The sequence below is a fragment of the Vibrio sp. M260112 genome, from assembly GCF_036533775.1.
Classification (GTDB): Bacteria; Pseudomonadota; Gammaproteobacteria; order Enterobacterales; family Vibrionaceae; genus Vibrio.
In genome coordinates this window covers 63,725-88,027 of sequence record NZ_JATABH010000013.1, presented here as the reverse complement: position 1 = coordinate 88,027, position 24,303 = coordinate 63,725, and the positions used below count along the sequence as shown (strand labels likewise).

General features: G+C 45.2%; 16 protein-coding genes and 1 pseudogene. 8 read left to right on the top strand and 9 right to left on the bottom strand.

The window, feature by feature from the left end; translation table 11 throughout:
• The 4 genes and pseudogenes from QTN95_RS08360 to QTN95_RS08345 form a co-directional block, all read left to right on the top strand.
• On the top strand, window positions 1–1,614 hold a 1,614-nt coding region (locus tag QTN95_RS08360; protein ID WP_331417133.1), incomplete at its 5' end, for a lipase family protein.
• Entirely contained in the window at window positions 1,611–2,306 is a 696-nt protein-coding gene (locus QTN95_RS08355; protein ID WP_138973574.1) for a hypothetical protein, read from the top strand. The genes QTN95_RS08360 and QTN95_RS08355, both read left to right, overlap by 4 nt.
• A gap of 56 nt (window positions 2,307–2,362) precedes the next feature.
• Entirely contained in the window at window positions 2,363–3,001 is a 639-nt protein-coding gene (locus QTN95_RS08350; RefSeq protein ID WP_331417132.1) for a hypothetical protein, read from the top strand.
• 181 nt (window positions 3,002–3,182) lie between these two features.
• Window positions 3,183–3,338 (top strand): annotated as a pseudogene (locus QTN95_RS08345) (sel1 repeat family protein); the annotation flags it as partial.
• A gap of 134 nt (window positions 3,339–3,472) precedes the next feature.
• Here QTN95_RS08345 and QTN95_RS08340 read toward each other — a convergent pair.
• The 4 genes from QTN95_RS08340 to QTN95_RS08325 form a co-directional block, all read right to left on the bottom strand.
• A complete protein-coding gene (locus QTN95_RS08340; RefSeq protein WP_331417130.1) occupies window positions 3,473–4,192 on the bottom strand; it encodes a 3'-5' exonuclease in 720 nt (239 codons plus the stop codon).
• Between the two features lie 7 nt (window positions 4,193–4,199).
• A complete protein-coding gene (locus QTN95_RS08335) occupies window positions 4,200–6,089 on the bottom strand; it encodes a DUF294 nucleotidyltransferase-like domain-containing protein (RefSeq protein WP_331417129.1) in 1,890 nt (629 codons plus the stop codon).
• Window positions 6,090–6,235: 146 nt separating this feature from the next.
• A complete protein-coding gene (locus QTN95_RS08330; RefSeq protein WP_331417128.1) occupies window positions 6,236–7,984 on the bottom strand; it encodes a formate--tetrahydrofolate ligase in 1,749 nt (582 codons plus the stop codon).
• Window positions 7,985–8,302: 318 nt separating this feature from the next.
• Window positions 8,303–8,461, bottom strand: a complete 159-nt coding sequence (locus QTN95_RS08325) for a pyruvate kinase (RefSeq protein WP_331417127.1) — start codon at window positions 8,459–8,461, stop codon at window positions 8,303–8,305.
• 327 nt (window positions 8,462–8,788) lie between these two features.
• Here QTN95_RS08325 and QTN95_RS08320 point away from each other — a divergent pair, with 327 nt between their 5' ends.
• From QTN95_RS08320 to QTN95_RS08310, 3 genes are read left to right on the top strand one after another with little or no spacing between them, the layout of a single operon-like run.
• On the top strand, window positions 8,789–10,096 hold the full coding sequence (locus QTN95_RS08320) for an ABC transporter substrate-binding protein (RefSeq protein ID WP_331417126.1): 1,308 nt from the start codon (window positions 8,789–8,791) through the stop codon (window positions 10,094–10,096).
• Window positions 10,083–12,443, top strand: a complete 2,361-nt coding sequence (locus QTN95_RS08315) for an ATP-binding protein (RefSeq protein ID WP_331417125.1) — start codon at window positions 10,083–10,085, stop codon at window positions 12,441–12,443. The genes QTN95_RS08320 and QTN95_RS08315 overlap by 14 nt, the downstream gene beginning before the upstream one ends.
• On the top strand, window positions 12,430–13,689 hold the full coding sequence (locus QTN95_RS08310) for a sigma-54-dependent transcriptional regulator (RefSeq protein WP_331417124.1): 1,260 nt from the start codon (window positions 12,430–12,432) through the stop codon (window positions 13,687–13,689). Before QTN95_RS08315 ends, QTN95_RS08310 begins: the two co-directional genes overlap by 14 nt.
• Window positions 13,690–13,725: 36 nt before the next feature.
• On the opposite strand, the gene QTN95_RS08305 is transcribed toward QTN95_RS08310, so the two are convergent.
• From QTN95_RS08305 to QTN95_RS08290, 4 genes are all read right to left on the bottom strand, one after another.
• Window positions 13,726–13,914: a hypothetical protein gene (locus tag QTN95_RS08305; RefSeq protein ID WP_006879632.1), complete on the bottom strand. Its 189-nt coding sequence runs from the start codon at window positions 13,912–13,914 to the stop codon at window positions 13,726–13,728.
• A gap of 39 nt (window positions 13,915–13,953) precedes the next feature.
• Window positions 13,954–16,311 carry a fatty acid cis/trans isomerase gene (locus QTN95_RS08300; protein ID WP_331417123.1) on the bottom strand — a complete coding sequence of 786 codons (2,358 nt, stop codon included), beginning with the start codon at window positions 16,309–16,311 and terminating at the stop codon, window positions 13,954–13,956.
• A 252-nt stretch (window positions 16,312–16,563) separates the two neighbouring features.
• On the bottom strand, window positions 16,564–17,796 hold the full coding sequence (locus QTN95_RS08295; protein ID WP_331417122.1) for an L-lactate MFS transporter: 1,233 nt from the start codon (window positions 17,794–17,796) through the stop codon (window positions 16,564–16,566).
• Window positions 17,797–18,180: 384 nt separating this feature from the next.
• Complete coding sequence (locus QTN95_RS08290) at window positions 18,181–19,641, bottom strand: DUF3360 family protein (protein WP_331417121.1); 1,461 nt, start codon at window positions 19,639–19,641, stop codon at window positions 18,181–18,183.
• A 363-nt stretch (window positions 19,642–20,004) separates the two neighbouring features.
• Between QTN95_RS08290 and QTN95_RS08285 the strand changes: the two genes are divergently transcribed.
• Complete coding sequence (locus QTN95_RS08285) at window positions 20,005–22,572, top strand: DUF294 nucleotidyltransferase-like domain-containing protein (RefSeq protein ID WP_331417120.1); 2,568 nt, start codon at window positions 20,005–20,007, stop codon at window positions 22,570–22,572.
• A 27-nt stretch (window positions 22,573–22,599) separates the two neighbouring features.
• Here the strand turns inward: QTN95_RS08285 and QTN95_RS08280 are convergent, their stop codons facing one another.
• Window positions 22,600–24,258, bottom strand: coding sequence for an electron transfer flavoprotein-ubiquinone oxidoreductase (locus QTN95_RS08280; protein ID WP_331417119.1), 1,659 nt, complete (start codon window positions 24,256–24,258; stop codon window positions 22,600–22,602).
• Window positions 24,259–24,303 lie beyond the last annotated feature (45 nt).

Sequence of the window (24,303 nt, the reverse complement as noted above, 5' to 3'; positions counted from 1 at the left end):
AAATACGCCTTAGTGAGCGTGGGTGATTTGTGGTCAACCCCACCTCAAGATACGTTTTTGACCGAGCACCATAGCGCACTCAAAGCCAATGCACGTAAAGATATTAAAGGGGTTCGTGCCTCACACAACACCACCCATGTGCTCGAGATAAAAGCCCTGCGCAGCTATATGCCAATGATTGTTGATACCGATGGGTTTAGCTTGGTGAATAGTTACACTTTTGCTTTGTTGTCGAAACTGGCGTATGCCACAGATAAATTCAACATAGATGATGGGAAATCACGGGATACAAACGGTTCTATTGATACCGTAACAACGCAATTAAAGACTAGGAAAGTCCCCAAAAATTGTAGCAATCTAGCAACAAAATGGATTGTGCAAGAAATCCCATATAGCCAAGCACTTAACTACAATTATTATGCTGATGAAGATGTAGGCGCTGAAGGGTACATTTTGTTTAATGATGATATCGCGATAATCGGCATACGAGGCACAGAGCCATATTTTGAGAACAGAAATAGAGTAGAAGACACTCATTTTCTCAAAATTGTCAAAGCCGCTTCTGGGATAGAAGTTCTGTTGGTAGATAAATTAGGCGACACAATTCAATCCCCCTTCGTACAGGACATGGTAAAGACCAATTTTGATCTCGCACAAATTGCTCCTCCTGAGTTTGGGGGAACTTATTTGCATCGCGGATTTTATCAATATGCTATGGCGTTATGGAAATCAATTGATGATGCAATACTCAAGCATCATAACAAAAAGAAAATATATGCTTGTGGACATAGCTTAGGCGGTGCAGCAGCGCTGATCATGAGCGCATTAATACAAGATACCTATTCGCCATCAACATTGCGTTTGTACACTTACGGCATGCCGCGCACAGGAACGCAAAGTTTTGTCGAGCGTTACCGCGATATTGTCCATTATCGGTATGTTAATAATCACGATCTCGTTCCCCAAATCCCGATGACATGGGCTAATACAAACCCAACCGAAGGTCTCGAACTGTCTGACATTTTCAATAGCAGTGTGAATTTAGCCAAAAAAATGATCATGGATAACGATGATGATAACTATCTTCATCATGGTTCCCTATCTCAATTGATCACGTATGATGAGCCCAAGCAGGTACTGTTATCGCCACGACAGACTCAAATCACCATGCTAGATATTGCTAAGATGGCCGAAAATGATTCCTATGCATTAGTGGATGGTTTGACCGATGCTTCAATCGCTGAACACGGTATGGAGGTTTATATCCCTAACCTGTTCGCTCAGCTGCAAGCACTCAGTAAAGAAAGTTTGTATGACAATTATCAAGGCACGATCAATTACCTCTCAAATACCATCGACGATTTACAACAACGCAACTTGAAGGCTAAGTACGAGTTAGCCGAAACGTTAGGCAAACCCTACTCGCCCACTAATCAAGCTTATCTTGCCCGCTTAAGACAAGAGATATCGATCTGCGAACAATTAGTGCACAATCATCATCAGGTCAGACACGAATTAACCGCGACTCTAAACAACCCTGAGCGGTATCCGCTCAGTTTACTGCTGATGTCTAATCAATCCTTACCTGATGAAATTAAGGAACAATTAAAATGACGCTATCGACTAAACAAACAAGGTTGGGGATAAACCTCACGCTGCTTGTATTTCTTGTTGGTATAGGTTGTAGTCTTTACTCAGCACAGAATGCAAATCCGCAAGAGTCGATTCGAGTAGCAGGTTCAAAGCCAACCGATGCAACTGTAAAAGTGTGGGCAAACTATTGGGTATATGGTGATGACTGTGAATCCTACTCTTATGATATGTTTGGCCAAAAAGCCCATCGAGGAGGAAAGATCACTACATTCTTTACTCCGAGTAACGATGTAAGTGATGACCGTTATCAGTTCACCGTGCCATACTCAACTTACACAAACAGTAAAAATTGCGTGGTCGAATTACGAGATATCAAGGTCGAAGCCTATAACGCATTTGATACTGTAGGTTTTGCCCAACTACGTATTCACCAATCAGGCACAAAATATTACAACAAACCGATAGGCTTAGATTCTACAATCGAAGCTAAAAAATGCGAGCCCTTTTATTCTGCAAAATATAATAGATGGACGAATGGGTTTGGTTGCTTTTATTACGTTAATGGTGAAAAGAAATCAAAAGACCAAGAGTTTAACGCAGAAACTGTCTACTTTGATTTCTCTCAGTTCAGTAGCGATACGGTGATTCACTACGATATTTTAGCTGGTAAAGAGTATCGTAGTACCCCGTTAGATCCAGAGACTGGCAAGTGACTCGGTTAACTAAGCGACAATTCAGAGAGAGGAGTGTCGCATTGGTTCTGGTTTCAGTGAGCGCACTTTCTGGGTTGTACTCGATACTGAACACTACCGAGCAAGAGTCTATTCTGGTTACGGGCTTAAAACCAACCGATGCAACCGTAAAAGTATGGGCTAGCTATGCAGCGAGTGGTGAAGATTGTGAATCTTACTCTTATGATATGTTTGGCCGAAAAGCTTATCGCGGCGGCACGTTTATTCGTTATTTTACACAGGATTATGCTGAAGGTGATAACCAATACGAGTACAAAGTGCCTTACTTTACTTTTACAAATACTCAAAATTGCCTAGTCGAGTTGGAATATATCAAGGTCGAAGCCTATAACGCATTTGATACTGTAGGTTTTGCCCAACTACGTATTCACCAATCAGGAACAAATTACAAAGGTAGACAAATAGATTTAAATTCTGCAATTAAAGCGAAAAATTGTGACGCTTTTTTACATCAATGGAAAGACAAGACCTGGTCGGGTGGGCTAGGTTGCCATTATTCCGTTAATGGTGAAAAGATATCCAAAAAACAGGAGTTTAATGCAGAAAGTGTCTACTTTGATTTTTCTCAGTTTAATAGCGATACCGTGATTCACTACGATATTTTAGCTGGTGAAGAGTATCGTAGTACCCCGTTAGATCCTCAAACAGGTAAGTGACTCGGTCTAGCAACCGACCAAGAAAGTGCCTACTTTGTTGCTAACTTTTTGCTTTCAGAAGAGCACCAACAAGAAAATCAGAAGTGGATCACCAATATGCCAGCGGAAACATTGGCTAAGTTATTGTCGGTGTTGATTCATTATAATGATATTCCTCTATGGGGAGATGCTGCTTGACGAATATGGATACCCGTTAGCAGATGAAGAAGGTCGCCCTGTGTTTAAAACTCTCATCACTAAAGAAGAACAAGCTGAATTAGATAAGCAAGTGGCAGAGTTTGTTAATGACATTACGCCAAACATGTTCTTAGATGAAACGTCTCTAGAGCTTTTCTAGTTACCGTAAAAGCCACTAAGTGAAGCTAACTCCTACCACTTAACGTGTTTGGAACGAAAACAGGGTAGCGAGTTTTACTTATACGAACGGTCCTTGATTTGGGCCGCTTTGTGATTGTAACGACCCGTAGATGATCAAATCCACAACTGGTTGATCGGCATATCTGACTGATAGTGATGGGCAATCTGTGCTTGTAGCAACTCCGCTGTTGCAACGGCATCGGTAAGGGCATGATGGGGTGTGTATTGAGGCAAGCCATAGCGGGTTCGACTCGCTCCGAGCCTGACTGACGCTGGTTTGCGACCCTTGAGTTTGTTGACTATCCCACCAGTAAGCTTTTTCTGTAGGAGGGTTTCAATCTGCATGGTATCTACCGCGGGAAATTCTATTCCTTCGTTAATTCGAGCCATCAGAGCTTTATCGAAAAACTCACGTTCAATACGCTGGTAGTGAACCACCACTATTTTCCCTTCCATCTGTGCCAAGATCTGGTCATAGACGACAGATAGATCAGGTGCATCAAGAACGTCAGAGTGGGTGATTCCATGGATGACGACCGATTCTTGCGCTAACTGCTTACGAGGTTTAACCGTCCAATGCTTGGCTTGATTTATAAAAATGCGATTCAAGTTAAAGGGAACGGTTCCGATGGTAATAATGTCATCTTGGTCGGAGTTTAAGCCTGTGGTTTCAAAGTCCATCGCCAGAAATGTAATTTCTTCCAATGGTGTATTGGGCAATGGAACTCCAGCCGTATAGTACTGTTGTAAAGCAGCGGTTGTTGTCGTGCGCAATTTTTGGGCAAACTTTGCCGGCCAGTCGATCGAAGGGGGAGATATGATTTTGTTAAGCATCGTCACCTCACTTAAAGTTATTACTGGCTTGATAACGGAACTTAAGGAAGTTCTGAGCATTGCTTAGAATTTGGAATGCGTCCTTGAGGTTACGGCGCTCAAAATCCGATAAGTTTTCTGGTTCAATGTTGTTGTCTGGCTCGATTTCATTTTCGACGTCCAGCGCTTGATGGCGAATACGAACGATGGAGATAAACTCAAGTGCATCACGGAGGTCTCTCGCTTTGCCTTTAGGTAAAATACCCGCCTCATGGATGTCATCCAGACGTTCAAACGAATTCTTTGACCGCGAGCCGACGGCGAGGGCGTGGACGCGAATAAGATCCGCTAACGGCGCGGTGCCACGTCGTTTAAGGTTGATTGAATTTTTGTGTTGGCCATCTTTTTCCATCACAAAACTCTTAAAGAAGCCCAGCGGAGGAGTTCGATTCATTGCATTGCGGGCTAAACAGGCAAGGAAACGATTGTTTCTACGTGCTCTACGTACAATAAAACCGCTGAGCTGTTCCGCCCATTTTAGACGTCCATATACACCATCAAGGTCAAAGAAAATCGAAGCGTTGAGTAACGCTTTAGGGTTGGGATCATCTATCCAATCCGCAAAGCACTCTTCCCATTCGGTTCGAGTCATACGCCAGTCTGGATTCGTTGCCATGATATCGCCAGTACAGTAACTGTAGCCACATTTATCCAATCCATCACATACACGGTTTGCCAGTTGCGCAAAGTAGCCGTCATGCTTCTCTTTGACGAAGGTGTTATCGAGGATGATCGCGTTATCTTGGTCAGTGACGAGCAGTTGCTCATCGCGCCCCATTGAGCCTAGAGCCACAAAGCAATAGGGTATCGGTGGCTCACCTAATTCTTGCTCTGCAAGTTCGATAATACGCTGTTTAAAGCTACGTCCAATTACGGACATCGCACTGCCAACCATGTGAGAGTTTGCATCTTCATTGACGAGGCGAACAAAGCTGTCTTTCACTTGCTCAGATAATACCGAGAGTTCATCAATCGATTGTTGCTGGAATATACTGCTGACCAACAGAAGTGAATTTTGCGATTCGTAACGAACAATATCCGTTGCTTCGATGACGCCAATGGGCTGCTTGTCCTTGAGGACAGGAAGATGATGAACGTTGTATCGCAACATCGTCAGCATCGCTTCGTAGACATAGGCGTTGTGATCAAGTGAGATGACTTCAGTCGTCATTACGCTAGCAACGTCGTCGTTGGGGTTGAGCCCTTGAGCTAACACGCGGGTACATAAGTCTCTATCAGTAATGATACCAACTAAAGGGCTGTTGTCGTCATCATCATCCTCAGCCACTTCGGGATCAATAATTAGCAGCGAAGAGACATTGTCTTCTGCCATTTTTATCGCTGCATTCTGGATTGATTCCGTCTTGTGAATCGTTGGTGCGCTGCTGTTAAGCAAGTTTCTTACCTTGGATGTAGTAAGATCGTTTTGCTCTTTGCTGTTTGAGACGGTCTGCCTCAGGCGTGCGTTATCTTCTACTTCGACAAAGTCTGCAAAGGCTTCGTGCTGCTCATACAAGTGCTGAAAGACCGCTTCTGGAATACAGTAGAGTAGGGTGTCTTTGATGGCTTTCGCTGGGAAGCGAACCTTATTGTTGGTCAGTAGTCCCATCTGACCGAATACTGCGCCTTCATCAATTCGGTTGTAGAGCTCACCTTTGCGTCGATATATTTCAACCACCCCACTGCGTACCATGTAAAGATCATGGATTTCATCACCAAAGTGAATGATGGGGGTATCCTCACGATAGTAAGAGATTTCGATATGTTGAGTGACGTAGCTGAGGACTTCATCTTCGAGCTCATCAAATGGAGGGTATTGAGAAAGGAAGTTCTTAATTTCCAGTAGTTCTGCTTCCATGAATACGTCCAATCTTTGAGAGTGATGAGTTAATGGTACATGATCTTCAAGCGAACTTCATGGAGTGAGGCCAATACATTAAAGAAAAAAGGCTAAGATTGAATATCTTAGCCTTAGAGTGTGAAGTGGGCAGGGACTACGCCAGTTTAGCTTAATCCAATAATGTGACCATTTTCATCAAGGTCGAGATTCATAAATGCCGGTTTTTCCGGAAGGCCTGGCATCGTCATCACGTTGCCACAGAGGGCATAAATAAAGCCCGCTCCTGCGCACAGTTTCAGTTCCCTTATGAGGACATCAAAATTATCGGGGGCGCCTTTAACACTTGAATCCGTCGAGATCGAAAGTGGTGTTTTTGCCAAACAAACGGCAAGGTCATCGAATCCGTGTGCTTTGAGTTGAGCCAACTGCTGCTTGGCGACGTCACTCAGTAGTAGCCTCGTTGCACCATAGCCAGCTTCGGCGACGGCCATAAGTTTCTCTTCAGTGGTTTGTTCAAAACGGTATAAAGGAGAGAAGTGGGATGGCTTCTCGCACTGGTGGATCACTTTGTGGGCTAACTCTAGCGTGCCCGCTCCACCTTTGCTAAAACCTTCGCTGACGGCAACTTGTACGTCATTTGGCAAGGCTTCCACCATGGCTTTTAGCGTTAGCAATTCGGAGTCACTATCCTGAGGAAAGCGATTAATGGCAACCACAGCCGGAATACCGTATTTATTGACATTATTAATATGCCATTTCAAGTTTTCGAAACCAGCAAGGAGCGCGTCTTGATCGTCACTGTAAAGGCTCTGTGGAATCGCTTGGCCTGGTTTTAGATCATACTGACCTGAGTTAGCTTTAAGGCCGCGAAGCGTCGTGACGATAACTGCGCAATCAGGAGATTTGTTGGCAACCTGCGCTTTAATGTTACAGGCTTTTTCAAAGCCCATATCCGAGCCAAAACCGCCTTCAGTGACCGTAAATTGTGCCAGCTTTGTAGCGATATTATCCGCAATGATTGACGAGTTACCGTGGGCGATGTTAGCAAATGGCCCTGCATGAATGAGAGTCGGGACCCCCTCTAGAGTTTGCATCAAGGTGGGTTCGATGGCTTCTTTCATGCTCACTGCCATTGCGCCCGCTACTTGTAGATCTTCTGTCGTCACCGGTTGACTAGACAAATCATAGGCGACGACGATTCGACCAATACGTGAACGAAGATCTTTTAAATCACTGGCTAAGGCGAGAATGGCCATTAACTCTGAGGCTGCTGAAATATCAAATCCATCGCAGCGCTCAAATCCATTAATGTTTTTCCCAGCTTCATTTTGACCCACAGTTACCATGCGTAACGCTCGGTCGTTGTGATCCATGACCCTTTTCCAAACCACATTTTGAGGATCGATTTTTAGTGCTTTCAAACCACTGCGTTGTTCGAAATCTTCGTATCCCAGTCTTTGCTCATGATAAATGCGAGCATCGATGGCAGCAGCGGCTAAGTTATGCGCCGCCGTGACCGCGTGAATATCTCCTGTGAGGTGGAGATTCAACTCTTCCATGGGAGCAACTTGCGAATAGCCGCCTCCCGCAGCTCCGCCCTTGACGCCAAAAACAGGCCCCATAGAAGGCTGCCTGATACACGCCATTGCTGAATGATTAAGTTGAGCCAAGCCTTGGGCAAGTCCTATGGTCGTGACAGTCTTACCTTCGCCAAGTGGCGTTGGGGTGATAGCGGTGACGACAATCAGCTTACCCGTCTTCTTAGATACAAGGCGTTTTAGGCTAGATAAACTGACTTTTGCCTTATGTTCACCTTGGCTTTGGTACTCATCGGCTTTCAGTCCAGCTCGCAGTGCAACTTTGCTTATAGGAAGTAACGGAGTAGTGCGGCAGATTTCGATGTCAGGTAGCATAAAATCCTCTATGTGGACCTAGTTTAAGTCGGGATGTGGCTACTTGTTACAAGGTTTCGATAAATATAACGTAGAAAGCAGCATTTTTAGATTTTGCATATTTTAACTGATATTGAGTGATGAATAAATGTGTGCCTCCGTGCTAACTAAAAAAAAGGCCTGTCTTCTGACAGGCCAGTCCCACAAAAAGTGACGAGCAACATGGGTAAAGGACGGCGGTGCACAAACGCCATCAAGTGGTAAATTAAGTTGGCGCAATTTGCACTAAGCGGCTTATATTCGTAGTGCCTACCTTTTCGAGTAATTTGACGTTATCGCTCAGCGCCCAACTCGGTACATGATTTTGGCAGCGGGACGTTTGAGAAGTTGAGGGTAGTCAAGCCTGACGACATCAACACCGGCACACAACATCTCTTCAATCTGGTTTTGATCCTGCATCTCGGGTCCGAGCGTTGCAATGATTTTAGTCTTTTTCATCTTCCTTCCCTCTTAAAATCGCCCGAGGAGCGTTTCGCGACGATAGCGTACTTGGTATGCAAAATGAGCAAGTGATCGTCTGTTTTGAGGATGATGGGAGATAAGTGAACAAAACGCAAAATGGCGAATTTGAGCTAAAAGTGACTCAATTAATACATTTGGCTGGGATAAAAATGTCACTCTAGTCAGTGAAATTCGTTTAATTAGTGAGTGAATATACCTAGATCAGACGCGGAAATGTGTTATCGGTGACTCACAGAGTGACGGCGAAAATGATGGTTTTGTGAAGGAAATTAGACATTCAGCACATAAATCGAGAGGGATAACATGAAGGGCTGGCGGTTTTGTTCAATAGAAATGGCGATATTGGTCATCGCTCTGATCGGATTCAGTTCGATCGTGCTCGCGGGTAAGGAACAGTTTTCGATTTTAACGACCTTCTCAAGTGAGCCGGTGAACGAGTTAATTGCGAAATACAAACAACAGAATCCAGACGCGGATATTGAGCTTATTCATCGCCGTAGCCAGTCTGCAATGCAGTTGCTTAACAGGAGCTATATACAAGGTGTTGATGTTGTTTTGAGCTCATCACCATTCCTGTTCAAGGAACTCGATAAAAGGGATCAACTCGCATCGATAGCGCTGGAGCAAAACCCTCCACAGTGGCTAGAGCCATTTTTATTTCCGATTAAAAACAAAGTGCTCAGTATTGGCTACTCTGGAGCGGGAATTGTATGGAACCGAGAGTATCTAGCGGCGAATAAATTGCCAATCCCCACTCGATTTTCAGATCTCTCGTCCTTTGCTTATTTTGGGCATATTACCATGAGTACACCGAGTCGCTCAGCCACCACACAGTTGATGCTGGAGAGCATACTTGCCCGCCATGGTTGGCAGCAAGGCTGGGCGACAATACTAAACATAGGCGCCAATTTAGGGACTATTTCATCACGCAGTTTTGGCGTAAGTGACTATGTCTCGAAAGGGCAGTTTGGTATTGGACCGACCATAGACAGCAATGCTATATCGCAACAGAGGCAGTTCGCCTATGTAGGATTCACCTATGACCCTGACTTTACGTTGATGCCTACTTATATCGGGATTGCCAAAAACGCGACGAAGACCGCTGAAGCGATTCGATTTGTTGAACTGGCATTGTCAGATGATGTACAGCAGCGAATCCTTCAATCGAGTTTAACCAAACGATCCATCTACGACCCTGCTCTCTATCTTGGCACTAACCCTCCGCTCGACTTCAAGAAGGTGATGAAGCGCGAGAAGTTGCTCAATATTCTTTTTGATGAAGCAATCACCAAACGCTTACCAGAATTACAAGATATCTGGTTAGGTCTATCTCAATATGTGCAAATCCATAGTAATGATGCCGCAAGGCTTGAGGTTGCTCATCAGCTACTAAACCAGCTTTTTACCATTCCAGTCACGGAGCAAGAAGTGAATGAGTTAGCCAACCTCATCAGTTCGCAACGTGATGCCTCTACCTTAGAAGATGGCGAAGAACAAGCCTTGCTGGTGGAGTTTAGCTATCGTTTCGCCACTTTATATGAGGAGGGGCTGCAGCGAGTTGAAGAGATGTTTCACGAGTTGCAAGTAGAGATCGCCAATGAAAATATGTAAAACGATCGGTTCTAGATTGGTGGTGGCGTTTACCTTTACGACTTTGCTGCTTACCTTCGTCTGTGTATTAGCATGGGTAACTTGGTATCGGCTCGACCAGCAGGTGAGTCGTCTACTCGACACCAGTGTTCCTAAATACAACACGAGTTACTTGTTGGAGAGTCGCAGTAGTGAAATTCGTTCCCGAGTTCAATTGCTTTCTACATCAACCAACAAGATTGAATTAAACCGCCAGAGAAATGAACTCGATAAGTTACTTAACTCTATTCAGCTGAAGTTATCCAATTTTCAACCACTCAAACTTGAGAACAATGACAGTGACGAACTGTTGAGTTTATATGCGCAGTTAGAGCAGACATTAGAACAATACACTCATTTTGTGTTCGATCGAGTTCAGCAAAGGCGTAAAGTCGCCAAGCTAGCGGAGCAAATCAACTGGTTACATCAAGATATCCATGCTGAGTTGGTGTCATTTCGGCAAGAGTTTTACTGGCAGTTGACTCGAGGAGGTAGTTCAGAAAAGCATAAAGCCACTCTCGAACAACTACGGGTGATACAAAGTGTGTTGGATCTTGAATCGAATATCTTCGTGCTAACAACAGAGTCGTTGCAGGCGCAAAACTTGGAACAGATTAAAAATGCTTCAACCGTTATTCAATTCAACATCGCGGAGTTAATCGCCACGAGTGAACCCTTGTTAACTCTGCCTTCCAGCATTTCCTATCAGCAATTGTTGCAAGAGTTGCAGGTGCTGTATGTAAGTGATGATGTGTTTTCGTTGTTGCTGTCGGAAGGGGTGATACTAAACGCACGTATCATTGAAATTAAAAGCGAGATCGAAAAGTTGCTCGGTGCGATTCATCAGCAAATTGGTCAGATTATTAAATATGCCGACGCAAGCTTTATTGATGTGAAAGCGCGAACGGCTAACTTGGTCTCCGATGGAAACATTGTGTTATTGGTGTGCTTTGGCATCTCTATCCTTTTGTCTTTGTTTGTCACCTACTACTTTATAAATCGCCGTGTGGTCGCCCGTTTGAACGCACTGAGCTCAAGTATTGATGCGATCATCAAAGGCGATTTTAGTCATCGGATTGTGGTTGACGGTGCAGACGAAATCGGCCAACTAAGTCAAAAGCTGATTGACTACGGGGCAAGTGTCGAAGAGTTACAAAGAACGAACGCGGTTGGTTTGATCAATAATACATCTGCCAGTCTATTGACGTGTGATCTCGCAGGGTATGTTGAATCTGCAAATTTTAGCGCCCAAAAACTACTGGCGATGCAAGGGACAGTCGAGCACAAGCTACTGTGGCAGTCGTTTCGTAATCAAAACCGCAAGCAATTAGCAAAAGTATTTGTCTCGGGTCAGGCACTTTTTACCACTGGAAATGATGCGCTTACCTTGCCATTAGATGGCGAGACAGAGTGTTATCTTCATTTCGATTTTCACCTTTTCTCTCATGGTCAATTACATAAAGTCATTGTGACAATCACGGATGTGACGCAACAAGAGTTAACGGCGATAGAACTTCAGAAGATGGTCAATGACAGAACGGCAGATTTGGTCGAGAAAAACCGCCTTTTGTCTGAAGAGATTGTTGAGCGAGAAAAGGCGGAACTCACCTTAAAACAAGCCCAAGATGAGTTGATCCAAGCGGCGAAAATGGCGGTTGTCGGTCAGACAATGACATGTTTAGCTCACGAGCTGAACCAGCCACTGAATGCAATATCGACCTACCTCTATAGTGCCAAACTTTCTACTGATTCTGGTAATTTAACCTCGACTAGTCGTTCCATTGAGCAAGTGGCTCAGTTGTCAGCACGAATGAGTGAAATTATAAAAAGCTTGCGAACCTTTGCCAAAAAGTCGGACACTGATCAAGTCACGCACAATTTACTGCTTACTGATATCGTCATGCAAGCCATCGCAATTGTTGGCCCTAAAGCCAAGCGGCAAGCAACGAAAATATGCAATTTGATCACCGAACCACTGTATGTCCATGGCAATGCATTAGCCCTTGAGCAGGTCATGGTCAACATACTGGTCAATGGTTGTGACGCCATTGCTGAGTCAAATCGGCATGGCCAAGAAATTCGAATTGAAAAGCTATTCTCGAATACATCTCACCATGTGATAGCGATATCCGATAGTGGTTGTGGCTTTAAGCCTTTCATTATAGACAAGCTCTTCACACCGTTTACCACCACCAAAGAGGTCGGTTTAGGCTTGGGGCTCAGTATTAGTCGAGCTTTGGTTGAGAAATATTCAGGGCGGATCTATTTGGCATCCCGTTTAGATAAGGGGGCCTTGGTTGCTTTGGAGTTATCACATGCAAGAGTTTAACTATTCTTTACTGTTGGTCGATGATGATCAGGATGTACTCGACGCTTACCAGCACTTGATGAGCATTGCAGGCATTGCAGCAAAAACCGTCGCAGACCCTACTCAAGCGATGGGTTATTTATCACCTGATTGGTTGGGCGTTGTGTTACTCGATATGTATATGCCACAGATGCATGGGCTCGAGTTGTTAAGCCAGATTAAGCAGTTTGATAAGTGGCTACCCGTTATTGTTGTCACTGGACATGGTGATATCCCAATGGCTGTCGAAGCAGTTAAAGAAGGGGCGTGTGAGTTTGTTGAAAAGCCGATCGACCCTGCCAAACTCGTCGAAACGGTACGTCAGCATCTCAAGCAACGAAAAGTCTATATCGACCAAAAGAGAGAGATGGAATCGACCATCAAACGATCTTTGTTGGGCAAGTCTGCGCAGTTGAATCATATCCGCTACAGTGTCTCTCAGTTTTCTAGGTTACGTAATCATGTGGTGGTCTATGGCGAGATGGGTGTCGGCAGACACTTAGTCGCGAACCTGATACATGATATGTCGCAATCGGGTGGTGAACTCGAATTGTTATCGGCAAACGATGCTATGGCCTGTGAGGAATTGAGTGCCAAGCTCTATTCGTTTGTTTCTGGAACCTTAATCGTTGATAGTCCTGAACGATTTTCAGAGCAGTGCCAACGCGTGTTTGCACAACATATGATTGATAAAGAGAGAAAGGGTCAGCACGGACGTGTCATCGCGATATTTGAGCAAAACCCTCAACAACTTGTCGTGGCGAATAAACTAGTGGCAGAGCTTTATTACGTTCTCAATCAAGTGGAGATTGAAGTCCCACCACTAAGAAAGCGCCCGGATGACATCGAAGTGTTGTTCCACCATTACCTTAAGTCCAGTTGCCGGAAATTGGCAAAACACTTACCCGAAGTAGAAGCAAAATATATGGATCTACTGCTAGCACATGAATGGCCGGGAAACGTTAGAGAGCTGCGAAATGTGGCTGAGCTCTACTCGGTTGGAATAATTAAACTGGCTGGCAAGGATAGTCACAATACTTCTGCCGAAGCCCAATTGCCTTTGGACGAATTGGTTGATGATTTTGAAAAACGAGTTATCGAAGATGCGTTGTTTCTGCACTCGGGTCGAATCAGTGAGTCAGCTGCGTATCTGCAAGTCCCGCGCAAAAAGCTTTACCTGAGAATGAAAAAACACAATATCGATAAGGACGCGTATAAGAGTCGATAAAAAAACGCCTCACGATTTGTGAGGCGTTTATCTCGTTTAGTACCAGTCATCTTCAGGAAAAAGCTTCCCTTCTGGAGCGTATGGATCGTCATCAAACGGATGTTCTGCCTTGTTTCTCAGGCTGTCCAATTGATGCTCTAGCATTTTGACGGTGTCGTAGTCTCCTTCGGAACAGGCGACATAAATCTGTTGCTCCAAGGCTCTGATGCTATCGTTAATACCCATAGTTACCTCCGTATGCGTTGTCTGCGCAGTTGAACGGTTCTACCTATTCTCAAATCTATTGTAGTCAAGAAGACCAAATTCGATAGGCTGATTTTCCTTATACCAAGCATGAACCCGGTCGCTAAAAGGCCAAAACTGGGTCGAGCTGCGTCGAATTGCGAACGTATCCAACAACTTAACATACTCCTCTTCGGTGCGGATATTTTTCAACATTTGCACCAGTTGGGGGATTTGTTCTTCTTTAAGGGATAGATACGCAGCGGGATAGCTACCGATCACTCCACGCACCAAAGTTAAGTCATCATTTGCTGGATCACGATTACTCTCTTCATCAAACAGACTGGAAATATTCGTATGCGCATTGTTATGGAGCAGAGTGAAGAGTTGTTCTTCTCCGTGATTGGATTCAATCATCATCATTACAATTTGCGGTATAACGAGTAACCCTGCTCCTTTGATATCATTGATGCTTTTCAGTAGTGCTTCATTCTTAGCGCTAAAACCGGTTTGCTCTATATCGTAACGATTACTGAGCACAGGGGAGAGCTGAGTGCGAAGAATGTCATAAAGCTCTGCTTTGGGATCATCCGTGTGGTATGGAACCTGAGTTGGTTGATCGAACGGTTTAACATTACGCTGTAAGAAGTCACTAAGTTGGGTGCTTTGGTCTTGGTACCAGCTTGAGTGTTCTTGGTGACGCATCGCTTTTGGTAAGAGTGCGATAAAGTTACTTTCCCCTTCAAGGCGCAAGAAATCCATAAACATACGTGTCATCAATTGGTGGCCAAAGTTGCCATATACGTCAAACCCAGCGACCAACAGATAGTGAATACGTTCGAGCAGGGAATAATCCAGTATCCATGCTGTTTTTGGTGGTTCACCAACCATACCTTGAACCACGGATGCGCTATCAAAATGGCGGAATACTGTGAGTGCTGCATTAGGGTTAGTGCCGTTCCCCGTCCAGATAATGTCGGTAGTTAGGTATTTACCGCCTTCAAACCATTGGTTGATAAACTCAGACTTAGCCTCAAGGTAACGCGCTTGCTGACGTGAATAGGAGACCCAGTTGGTCACGGGCAAAGTATTACTTTCTAACTCTCCGGGCAGTTTTAAGTTGTCTGCTTGAGAGCGGTAAAATTCATTCACTTCCGGCAGATCGGCTTTGTCTGGGTCAAGGAAGAACACCCAAAATCTGTCATTGATAACGTTGAGCGCGAGTTGTCCACGACACACTGGCCCTTTAATAAAGGCATTGATGGTGTTTTGGGAATTATCGAGCATAAATTTAAAACGTGCTTTCACTGGCAGATCGACAAATGCGCTCATAGGGTTCGCAGCAACTTCTACATCGTAACTTGGTAGTTGAGTAACCTTGTAGTTGGCGTCGATGAACCACTCTTTCCAATCTCTCATCCGTTGTTCGTTCAAGGCGAATGGCATGTGGGTTTTATCAACGATGGTGCCTTGCTCAGGAATTAGACGGTAATACACTCGTTGAACGCCAGGATCATCGTAAGGACGACGCGTAGCAATTCGTTGGACGGGCTGGCCCGGTGGTGTCGATGAGCGAACCAAGGTGAAGAAACGTGGTGTTTCTTCATTGAGGTCAGAAAAATAGAGATGCGACAAAAACAGGTGCTCATAGATGTAACGAGCAGTCAGTTGGACCTTACGTGGGCTCTTGTTGAGCAATGTCTCGTATTCATTCACTAATTGAGCTTGCTGGTCAGTCAGTGGTATCGATTTATTCATGATCGCGCCATTTTGCAACCAACTGGTTAACGTCGCGTACTCATGTGAACTGAGGTTTGGCATACCATAAGGCATGCCCCAAGTCGGATAGTCTGTTAGGTACTGATCGTATTCTTCAATGGTAGGGCAGACCTGACTGCGGTCGATTGCAAAGTCGAAACCCTCCAGTTGTTTCTGATCTGGCAGGGGATGTGCCTCTTTTTGAGCGAGCATGCGCGCAATTAAGCCCGCTTCTAGGTTTGCGGTCGGGTTTTGCACACGCTCATTAAGCACCGGATGAAAACCAAACTCTCGCCACTGTTGTGTGGTTTGCGCATCTTCGAAAAGACGATGAGGCGTTGCGGCGGTAAGGCGAGTACCTTGATAAATTAGTTCTTTACTTGAGCCCCTGTCGATACCATCAACTGAAGAGAGTTTCAGTTGGCAGGGTGCGTCATAACAGGCATGACAAACCACGCAGCGGTTATCAATGATCGGTTTGACTTCAGATAAGAAGAAATCACTTTCAACACTGTTTAAATCGCTACGACGCTCTTGAACACTCGCCTGTCCAAATAGTTGGTCATAATTAAGTCCGGCGTATGTCGCACAGCCCGCGAAGCTTAAAGCAACAGCAAACATGAAAAATGTACGTAAATTCATCTGGATAATTGTGCTTGTTCAATATTGGCTTAATTGCAGCAGAAGCCCATCAACTTAGCAAATAAAACATGGTTCAACATCGCCAATTAATTGAAACAATATCGATGTTAGCAGGTAACAGAGGAGACTTTGAGTTAAATAACGGTTACGTAGATAATAGTCGGGTGCGAGTTCAACAATCTCAGACATGATCAATACATACAAAAAAGGCTTAACCCTAAGGTTAAGCCTTTCTATCTGCAATTCAATCATTTAAGCGTGTTTTAGCTCAGCGATCTTCGCTTCTGAGAGTGGCTTAGTGATGAATGAAAGCATAATACAAACGGCCATCATTGCTGCTGAGATAGTGTAAGCTAGCGTGTAGCCTGTGCCGTTAGTCATTGAGAAACCGACGACTGCTGCACCGATTGCACCACCAATACCCCATGCTGTGTAAAGTACGCCATAGTTAGTGCCGTAGTTTTTCAGACCGTAGAACTCAGCGGTAAGCGTAGGGAATACAGCTAGCAGCGTACCGTAACCAATTGCCGCGATTGCCGTACCAATGATCAGTGTAAATTCTGTTTTGAACGTTGCGAACAAAACCATATTGATGCCTTGTAGTACGAAAGCAAGAAGCAGAGTACGTACGCCACCAATTTTGTCAGCCAGCATACCAGCAGCAACACGACCGCCAGAGTTAAATATCGCTAGGATAGAGGCAAGGTATACCGCATTTGGTAGGTTAGCCTGAACACTTGCAATCGTTGTAATGTTACCGATGATCATTAGGCCTACTGACGCAGCAAATGCATACATGATCCACAGTGAGTAAAACTGTGGTGTTTTCAGCATTGCTTTCCAAGTTAGGTCATCAGATTTCTTAACGGCTTTAGGTGCTTGACCTTGTTTTACTTTTGGTTCTGTTGGCGTGTAGCCCGCAGGTGGGTTGTTGATTGTTGCTGCAAGAGGTACTGCGATAGCAAGAATACCAACGCCCAAAACCATAAAGCTGGTTTGGATGCCCATGCTGTTAATGAGTGCAGAGGTTACTGGAGCAAGGTAAATTGCCGCTAGACCAAAACCTGCTGCAATGATGCCGTTAACCATACCTTTCTTCGACGCGTGGAACCACTTCATCGCAGAAGGAGACAGACAAGCATAACCAAAGCCGATACCAGCACCAGTAATAACACCGAAAGTGATGTTTAGCATCAGCGGCGAGTCGACAAAGCCAGACGCGATCATACCTAGGCCTGTTAGCACAGTACCAAGGATTAGAATAAGACGTGGACCCATACGGTCTTGCAAGATGCCAGCAACAAGAAGACAGATAGAGAAAGTGATGGTTGCTGTCGCGTATGGTGCTGATGCTTCAGCCGCGGTCCAACCAGACTCAGTGACTAGTGCTTTGTTGAATACACTCCAAGCATACAGGATGCCAAGACAAAGGTTGATACAGAATCCCGCTAGCAGGATGCGCATAGCTTTATCAATCTTGCTCATTTTTCTTCTCAGTTGTCCTCAAAATGAGGATCGGTTAACAGACGATTTGTTCAAATTAAGTTTGCGTTTATCAACACAAGGCATAATGGGCGCGAATTATAACCGAATGAAGTGTGATTGGAATCTCTTTTTCAACTTAATTTGAATATTTTCCAAAAGTGTTGAATTTTTGTTTCTGACGTGTGTGGATAATGATTTAAATCGATGATGCGTGGCTTGGATGGTTTGTTGAGTTATGGGTTTGAGGCGTTAGTGCTTAATCGTTGTGCAACTCGGTACGATAAGCGCTCAAATTGAGGAAGAAGAAACAGTCACGTAACGAGGAACTGATTGAGATTGCAGAAAAGGCATAGACGGGCGCCCATCTATGCCTTATGACGATGATTAGTGGCCGATCAGCGCAGGAATTCCTGGTAACTGACCAACGAAAGCAAGAGAGCCGACACAGACGATGAAGGCTGCGCCAGGGATCAAGTACTTGTCTTTTGCCGATAGAGTCTTGGCACGTTCATGGTCACCAATCAGCCCCATGTTATCCAGCAGCATTGTGGTTGCCCAACCAAACACTGGGTTAACAAAGGCACAAGCGAAGATACAAATACCAGCACTTAATGAATCTTTATGTTTGTGGATCATCTGCATACCTGCTTCGAGAAGTGGTAGAAACACACCAACGATCAGAGCAACGCGCAACACGGGTTCCCACATCGCTAGATCCATCGGATAACCAATGATGGATGCGGCAATACACATTAAGCCGGTAAGTAGCGCCCCTCCAGGAATTGGACGCTTTGCAATGGCGGCTGGGATCATATACGTACCCCAAGAAGAGGCAAGGTTACCACCACCCAATAGAGCACCGACACCTTGACGGATAGATGCACCGACCATAGTGTCATCGACGTCCATCAGCACGCCTTTTGCTTCTTTCGGGTAGTTAAGTTCTTGGAATACGCGGTGGCCAAGGTAGTCTGGTGACCACATTGCAACCGCTAAAAGTGCAAATGGTGTGACGGCAATAAAATGCTCTAAGTTCGGCCAACCCAATTGCCAACCCGTATTCTCACCCCACCAGTAGAATGGGCTGAAATGTGGTAATCCTGGTTCGGTAGTAAAAGCAAACTCAGCACCCATAACATAAGCGACGATGCCCGCTAAAGCAGAACAGAGTGGAATGGCTAGCCAACGTTTGTTGATTTTAGCGAGGTAGGCGTAGACCATCACCGTTACACCAATCACAGCAAATGAAATATAGCCTTGGTCAGTACTTGCAGCCCATGCTTCCGTTTTATTGATCTGACCGATCAAGCCGACGGCACCAAGATAGATCAATAGCCCACCTCGGACACCGACACCGGTTAGCGTCATCAGCTTTGAACCGCCTTTGGTAAAGGCAAGAATCAAACCAAATGCACATACCATGAGACCGAGTGCAAGAGGGTGTCCTCCAGCCGCAGCAATAAGCGGAATGAGCGGTATCATTGGGCCATGAGTACCGGCTAAGTTAGCATTGGGGTTAAGAATGGCGGAAAAAAGGATAACAAACAGAGCGCCTGCGATGAGCAGTTCATAGCGTACGTTTTCCGCGACGAACTCAGGTGACAATCCAAACTGAGCGGCAAAAGCGGCAACCATCGCTGTAACCATTACCACTTTACCTATCGTCGCTGCGAGTGCAGGTACCCAGTCTTCTATCTCGATGCTGTAGTCGCGAGAAGGTAAATGGATACCCCAGCGACGAAAGCTCATGATAGTCAAATCATGGTTTAGAAATTCTTCTCGGCTTTCAAATTCCTGCGCCTTACGACGCATATCCCTGTAAAAGGTTTTATTTGTGTTAGACATTCAGTCTTCCTTTGTTATGTATCGAAGTTGAACCATGTCAATTGGAGTTCCGCTTTCACTTGGTATACTGACCTTCGATCAATACGAGACGACATCCCAGACGCTACCAAGCACCTTTATGTTGGATAAAGAGGGAAACATGGTTTTACTTCGTTAATGAAGACAAGTTAGCGAGTGAGATAGCTTGTCAAAAATTCAATCAAACATGGCAGCCATACTAAGAAAGGGGTATGGGACAAATATTGATTTGGGTTAATTAAGTGGGCGAAGTCATAAGCTGGGAAATTGGATGTTATTAAAAATGCAACGCAGGCCGCACTTTTTAACAATTTATTAATATGAAATTGGGTTAATTGAAACCAAATGAAAATATCTGAACATGCTGACCGTACAGAGAAGCTGCACGGTGTCAGAGCCGAAGAGATTCATCGTTGGATTGATGGCTTCTTTGACTACAATGGCGAAGAGCACAGTGACACCATGGCGGATGGGGTAGAATTCGATCCTTATTCACATAGACGATTTCGTCACTGCAAAGAAGCGCTGACAGAGGCAATTACTGAGTTTGGCGACAGATATACCCTTCAACAGATTAAAAACGTGTTAGAAACGCATATTCGCGACGATTACCATGGCTATTTGCCAACTCGCGCAGATTTTACCAACGACTCGTTTACCGCAAAATATCACGACACAAGTCATGACCAAGATCTGTCGGAGGTATTGGACGAAACTGAGCTTGCCGACTACTTTGTGGGTTTGAGTACACATCAGAGCGAACATCAATCGACGCTGAGTAACTTTAGTCTAAGGATCGTTGTTCCTACCGTGGTTGCGATTACGCTGTTTGTCACGGCGATTATCTATGTCATTCTACCTTTGGTGGAAGAGTCGATGCTCAACCAAAAGCGTCAGATACTAAAAGAGCTGACGTCAACCGCGGTGAGTATCGTCGACAACTATGTTGGCTTAGAGCAGCGTGGAATACTCAGCCTAGAGGAAGCGCAGAAAAAGGCGGCGATGGAAATTCGTGCGATGCGCTATGGGCCTGAAAATAAAGATTATTTCTTTATTACAGATATGCAACCCAACATGGTCATGCACCCCTATAGGAGTGACTTAACCAACCAAGACTTGACCAACTACTACGAAAGTGAAAACAGTACAGGTTTCCCCATTTTTGTCGAAATCGTCAAACTGGTCAAAGCGTCTCAGCAGGGTTATCTCGAATACCAATGGCAGTGGAAGGATGACGCGTCGATCACCGCGCCTAAGATGACCTACGTCGAAGGCGTTGAAGAGTGGCAGTGGATTATTGGCACTGGCGTCTATTTTCAAGACGTCGAGCAGGAGATAGATAAATTAGAGAGCACCTTATACCGAGTTTTTGTTGGCATTACGCTCGGATTGGTGGTGATTCTCTTGTACGTTATTGGTCAGTCAAAGGCGATTGAGAAGAAGAAAAAGCGTGCCGAAATTGCACTTCACGAAGCAAAAAACCGGTATAAAGCGCTGGTAGAGTCGTCAAATGAGGGCTACATCCTTGAGGCTGATGGCAAGATAATATTTTCTAATACTCGGTTGCACCAACTATTGGGTTATACCGATACGGAACTCAAATCACGCACTATTTGGCAAGAGCTGTTTTCCGACCACCCACAAAATCGTCGTGTGTTAAATCACTTGCTACAACTGTTCAATCATCACAGTGAGCCTGCCGAGTTCGATGCCCAAATCGTGACGAAGAGTGGCCGTACTATCGATATCATTTTGAGTACCTCACGCATCTTCCTATCAGAAAAACTTGGTCATGTTGTTTCGTTCCGCCCGATTGTGCGTAAAGTGTATGGGGCGAGTTTCGGCTCGGTAAACCCGAGTTGTGATTATCGTAAAACGAGCAACAGTATCATTACTGATATAGAGAGTAGTGACAGTCATAGCCATGTGGTTGAATCTTTGAACAGGCTAACAGACCTGATTCGTGAAATGATTGCCGCAGGCACACGCTCCGATCATTTGCGTAGCCTGATAGGTTGTACCTACGATGCCGCTATTTGTCGTTTTGTCGAACTGACAATTAAAGATATCGGGCCGCCGCCAGTGCCATTCTCGTTTGTTTCGTTTGGCAGCAATGCTCGTCACGATATGACACTGTTTTCGGATCAGGACAATGCGATCGTGTTTGAGACACCAGACGATGAGGATCTGAAAGCGATACGACGTTATTTCCTCCATTTGGGTGAAAGCGTTTGTGCGATGCTCAATCAGGCAGGATATAGCTACTGCGATGGATTGATCATGGCATCAAATCATCAGTGGTGTCTGAGTAAGAGAGAGTGGCAGGACAACTTTACCCGCTGGGTGGAGCAAGCCTCCCCAGAAACCATTTTAGAGTTGAACGTCTTTTTCGATATTCGGGCCACGTATGGCGATGCATCATTAGTCGATGATATTCAGTCACATATTCAACAGCTGTTGGTATTACATCCGGAGTTTTTACCCATCTATGCGCAAAACTGCCTCTCGCATAAAGTGCCTTTGCCTGCCTTCAATGATGATCCAGAGAGCAAGCAGGGATGTATGTCGATCAATCTCAAAGAGTGTCTAAGGCCGATGGAGATCTTCTGTCGACTCTACGCTTTGAAGCACGACATCAGAGAGTGCAATACACGTATTAGATTACAAGGTTTGCTCAATGCGCAGGAGATTGATTCAAAAACCTATCGAGAAATGGTCTACATCTTCGACCATATTTGGCACCTACGTTTTATGAACCAGATCGTTGAATACAGTGATTTGCGCAGAGTAAACGATGTATTGGCTGTTAACGATCTTACGCCGCTGGAGGTACAAAACCTAACCAATGTCCTCAATCGAATCGTGATCTTCCACGATAAAGTGACAATGGACTTCGCCAGCCACGAACGTTAGTAAACGCACGGAAGTGAGGGAATCGATTCACATCTCTGTGTAGTTTGGACCACCACTTTCGGGCGGAACCCACGTAATGTTTTGCGATGGGTCCTTGATGTCGCAGGTTTTGCAGTGAACGCAGTTGGCTGCGTTGATTTGTAGCCTTCTCTGGCCTTCAACATTGACGATTTCGTAGACCCCCGCAGGGCAATAGCGTTGACTCGGTTCATCGAACAAGGTCATATGATGAGTTATTGGAATGTGTTGATCCGACAGCAGTAGATGGCAAGGCTGATCTTCTTCATGAAAGGTTGCAGAGAGATACACAGAAGAGGGCTTATCAAAGCTTAACTGACCGTCGGGTTTATCGTAATGAATAGGGTGACAACGAGAGCGTTCGTATAAGGTGACATAGTCAGCTTGCGGGTCGCCAATATCCCAATTCAGTGCTGTGCCCGTTAGACGCTGCCAGATGTTTTGCTCAAAGAGCGTCAGTGCGCCACCAAAAAATGTTCCATAACGATGAATGGTACCAGGGAAGTTACGGTTCTGGTTCAACTCCTCATACAACCAGGACTCAGTAAACCGTTGTGCGTAATTGGCTTCTTGCTGCTGCTGTTCTATCGCTTCAAACACGGCTTCAGCGGCAAGTAAGCCTGATTTCATGGCGGTATGACATCCTTTGATTTTGGCAGCGTTAAGGGTGCCTGCTTCACAGCCAATCAGTAGCCCACCGCAGAACTGTTGTTTGGGCAAAGAGAGTAACCCACCTTTGGCAATGGCTCTTGCACCATAGGCAATGCGCTCCGCTCCTTGTAAGAACTGAGCAAACTGAGGATGGTGTTTGATGCGTTGAAATTCATCAAATGGACTTAGAAAGGGGTTGGTATAGTTGAGGTCAGTGATAAGACCGACGGCGATTAAATGATCCTCGAGATGATAGAGAAAGCCGCCTCCGCTTGAATCTGACTCGCTCAATGGCCATCCAGTCGAGTGAATTACCTTGCCCGCACTGAAACGAGAGTCATCGGCCTTTAGACGCCACAGCTCTTTGATACCGAGCGCGTAGTGTTGTGGCTGACTCTCTCTATCAAGCGTAAAGTGGCTAATCAGTTCTTTTCCTAAGCTGCCTCTCGCGCCTTCGGCAAAGATGGTTTGTTTGGCGTTAAGTTGAATCCCCGCTTGAAAAGTGCTTTTTTGCTCTCGCTGTTTGTTGAGTCCCATATCTGACGTGATAATGCCAGTTACATTCCCTTGTTCGTCGTAGCAAACTTCTCTCGCAGGGAAGCCCGGAAAAATCTCAACCCCAAGCTTCTCTGCTTGAGTTGCTAGCCAGCGGCAAAGCTTGCTTAGGCTAATCACATAGTTGTTGTGGTCATTGCGCAAAGAAAGTGGGGTCAACCAATGTGGTACTGAGATATGGTTTGCCTTGCTGGTACAGTAGATAAATTGATCCGAGGAGACGCGAGTCGTCACAGGCGCACCTTGTACCTGCCAGTCTGGGAAGAGTTCGTCGAGCGCTCTGGTCTCAAATACCGCACCAGAAAGTATATGTGCTCCGACTTCAGCGCCTTTTTCTACGACACAAATTGACAGCGTTTGTTGATGTTGTAAGGCTAATTGCGCCAGCCTACAGGCGGCAGAAAGTCCCGCGGGGCCAGCGCCGACAATCACGACATCAAAGTCCATACTCTCTCTTTCCATCTTGCATAACCTTCACGGCGATTCAACATCATGCAATAAATATAG

Bases quoted from the DNA above. Each gene is read 5' to 3' on its own strand.
- QTN95_RS08305 (WP_006879632.1), bottom strand. From the start codon at position 13,914: ATGGGTATTAACGATAGCATCAGAGCCTTGGAGCAACAGATTTATGTC.
- QTN95_RS08290 (WP_331417121.1), bottom strand. From the start codon at position 19,641: ATGTCTAACACAAATAAAACCTTTTACAGGGATATGCGTCGTAAGGCG.
- QTN95_RS08325 (WP_331417127.1), bottom strand. From the start codon at position 8,461: ATGAAAAAGACTAAAATCATTGCAACGCTCGGACCCGAGATGCAGGAT.
- QTN95_RS08280 (WP_331417119.1), bottom strand. From the start codon at position 24,258: ATGGAAAGAGAGAGTATGGACTTTGATGTCGTGATTGTCGGCGCTGGC.
- QTN95_RS08340 (WP_331417130.1), bottom strand. From the start codon at position 4,192: ATGCTTAACAAAATCATATCTCCCCCTTCGATCGACTGGCCGGCAAAG.
- QTN95_RS08320 (WP_331417126.1), top strand. From the start codon at position 8,789: ATGAAGGGCTGGCGGTTTTGTTCAATAGAAATGGCGATATTGGTCATC.
- QTN95_RS08300 (WP_331417123.1), bottom strand. From the start codon at position 16,311: ATGAATTTACGTACATTTTTCATGTTTGCTGTTGCTTTAAGCTTCGCG.
- QTN95_RS08330 (WP_331417128.1), bottom strand. From the start codon at position 7,984: ATGCTACCTGACATCGAAATCTGCCGCACTACTCCGTTACTTCCTATA.
- QTN95_RS08310 (WP_331417124.1), top strand. From the start codon at position 12,430: ATGCAAGAGTTTAACTATTCTTTACTGTTGGTCGATGATGATCAGGAT.
- QTN95_RS08295 (WP_331417122.1), bottom strand. From the start codon at position 17,796: ATGAGCAAGATTGATAAAGCTATGCGCATCCTGCTAGCGGGATTCTGT.
- QTN95_RS08335 (WP_331417129.1), bottom strand. From the start codon at position 6,089: ATGGAAGCAGAACTACTGGAAATTAAGAACTTCCTTTCTCAATACCCT.
- QTN95_RS08315 (WP_331417125.1), top strand. From the start codon at position 10,083: ATGAAAATATGTAAAACGATCGGTTCTAGATTGGTGGTGGCGTTTACC.
- QTN95_RS08285 (WP_331417120.1), top strand. From the start codon at position 20,005: ATGAAAATATCTGAACATGCTGACCGTACAGAGAAGCTGCACGGTGTC.
- QTN95_RS08355 (WP_138973574.1), top strand. From the start codon at position 1,611: ATGACGCTATCGACTAAACAAACAAGGTTGGGGATAAACCTCACGCTG.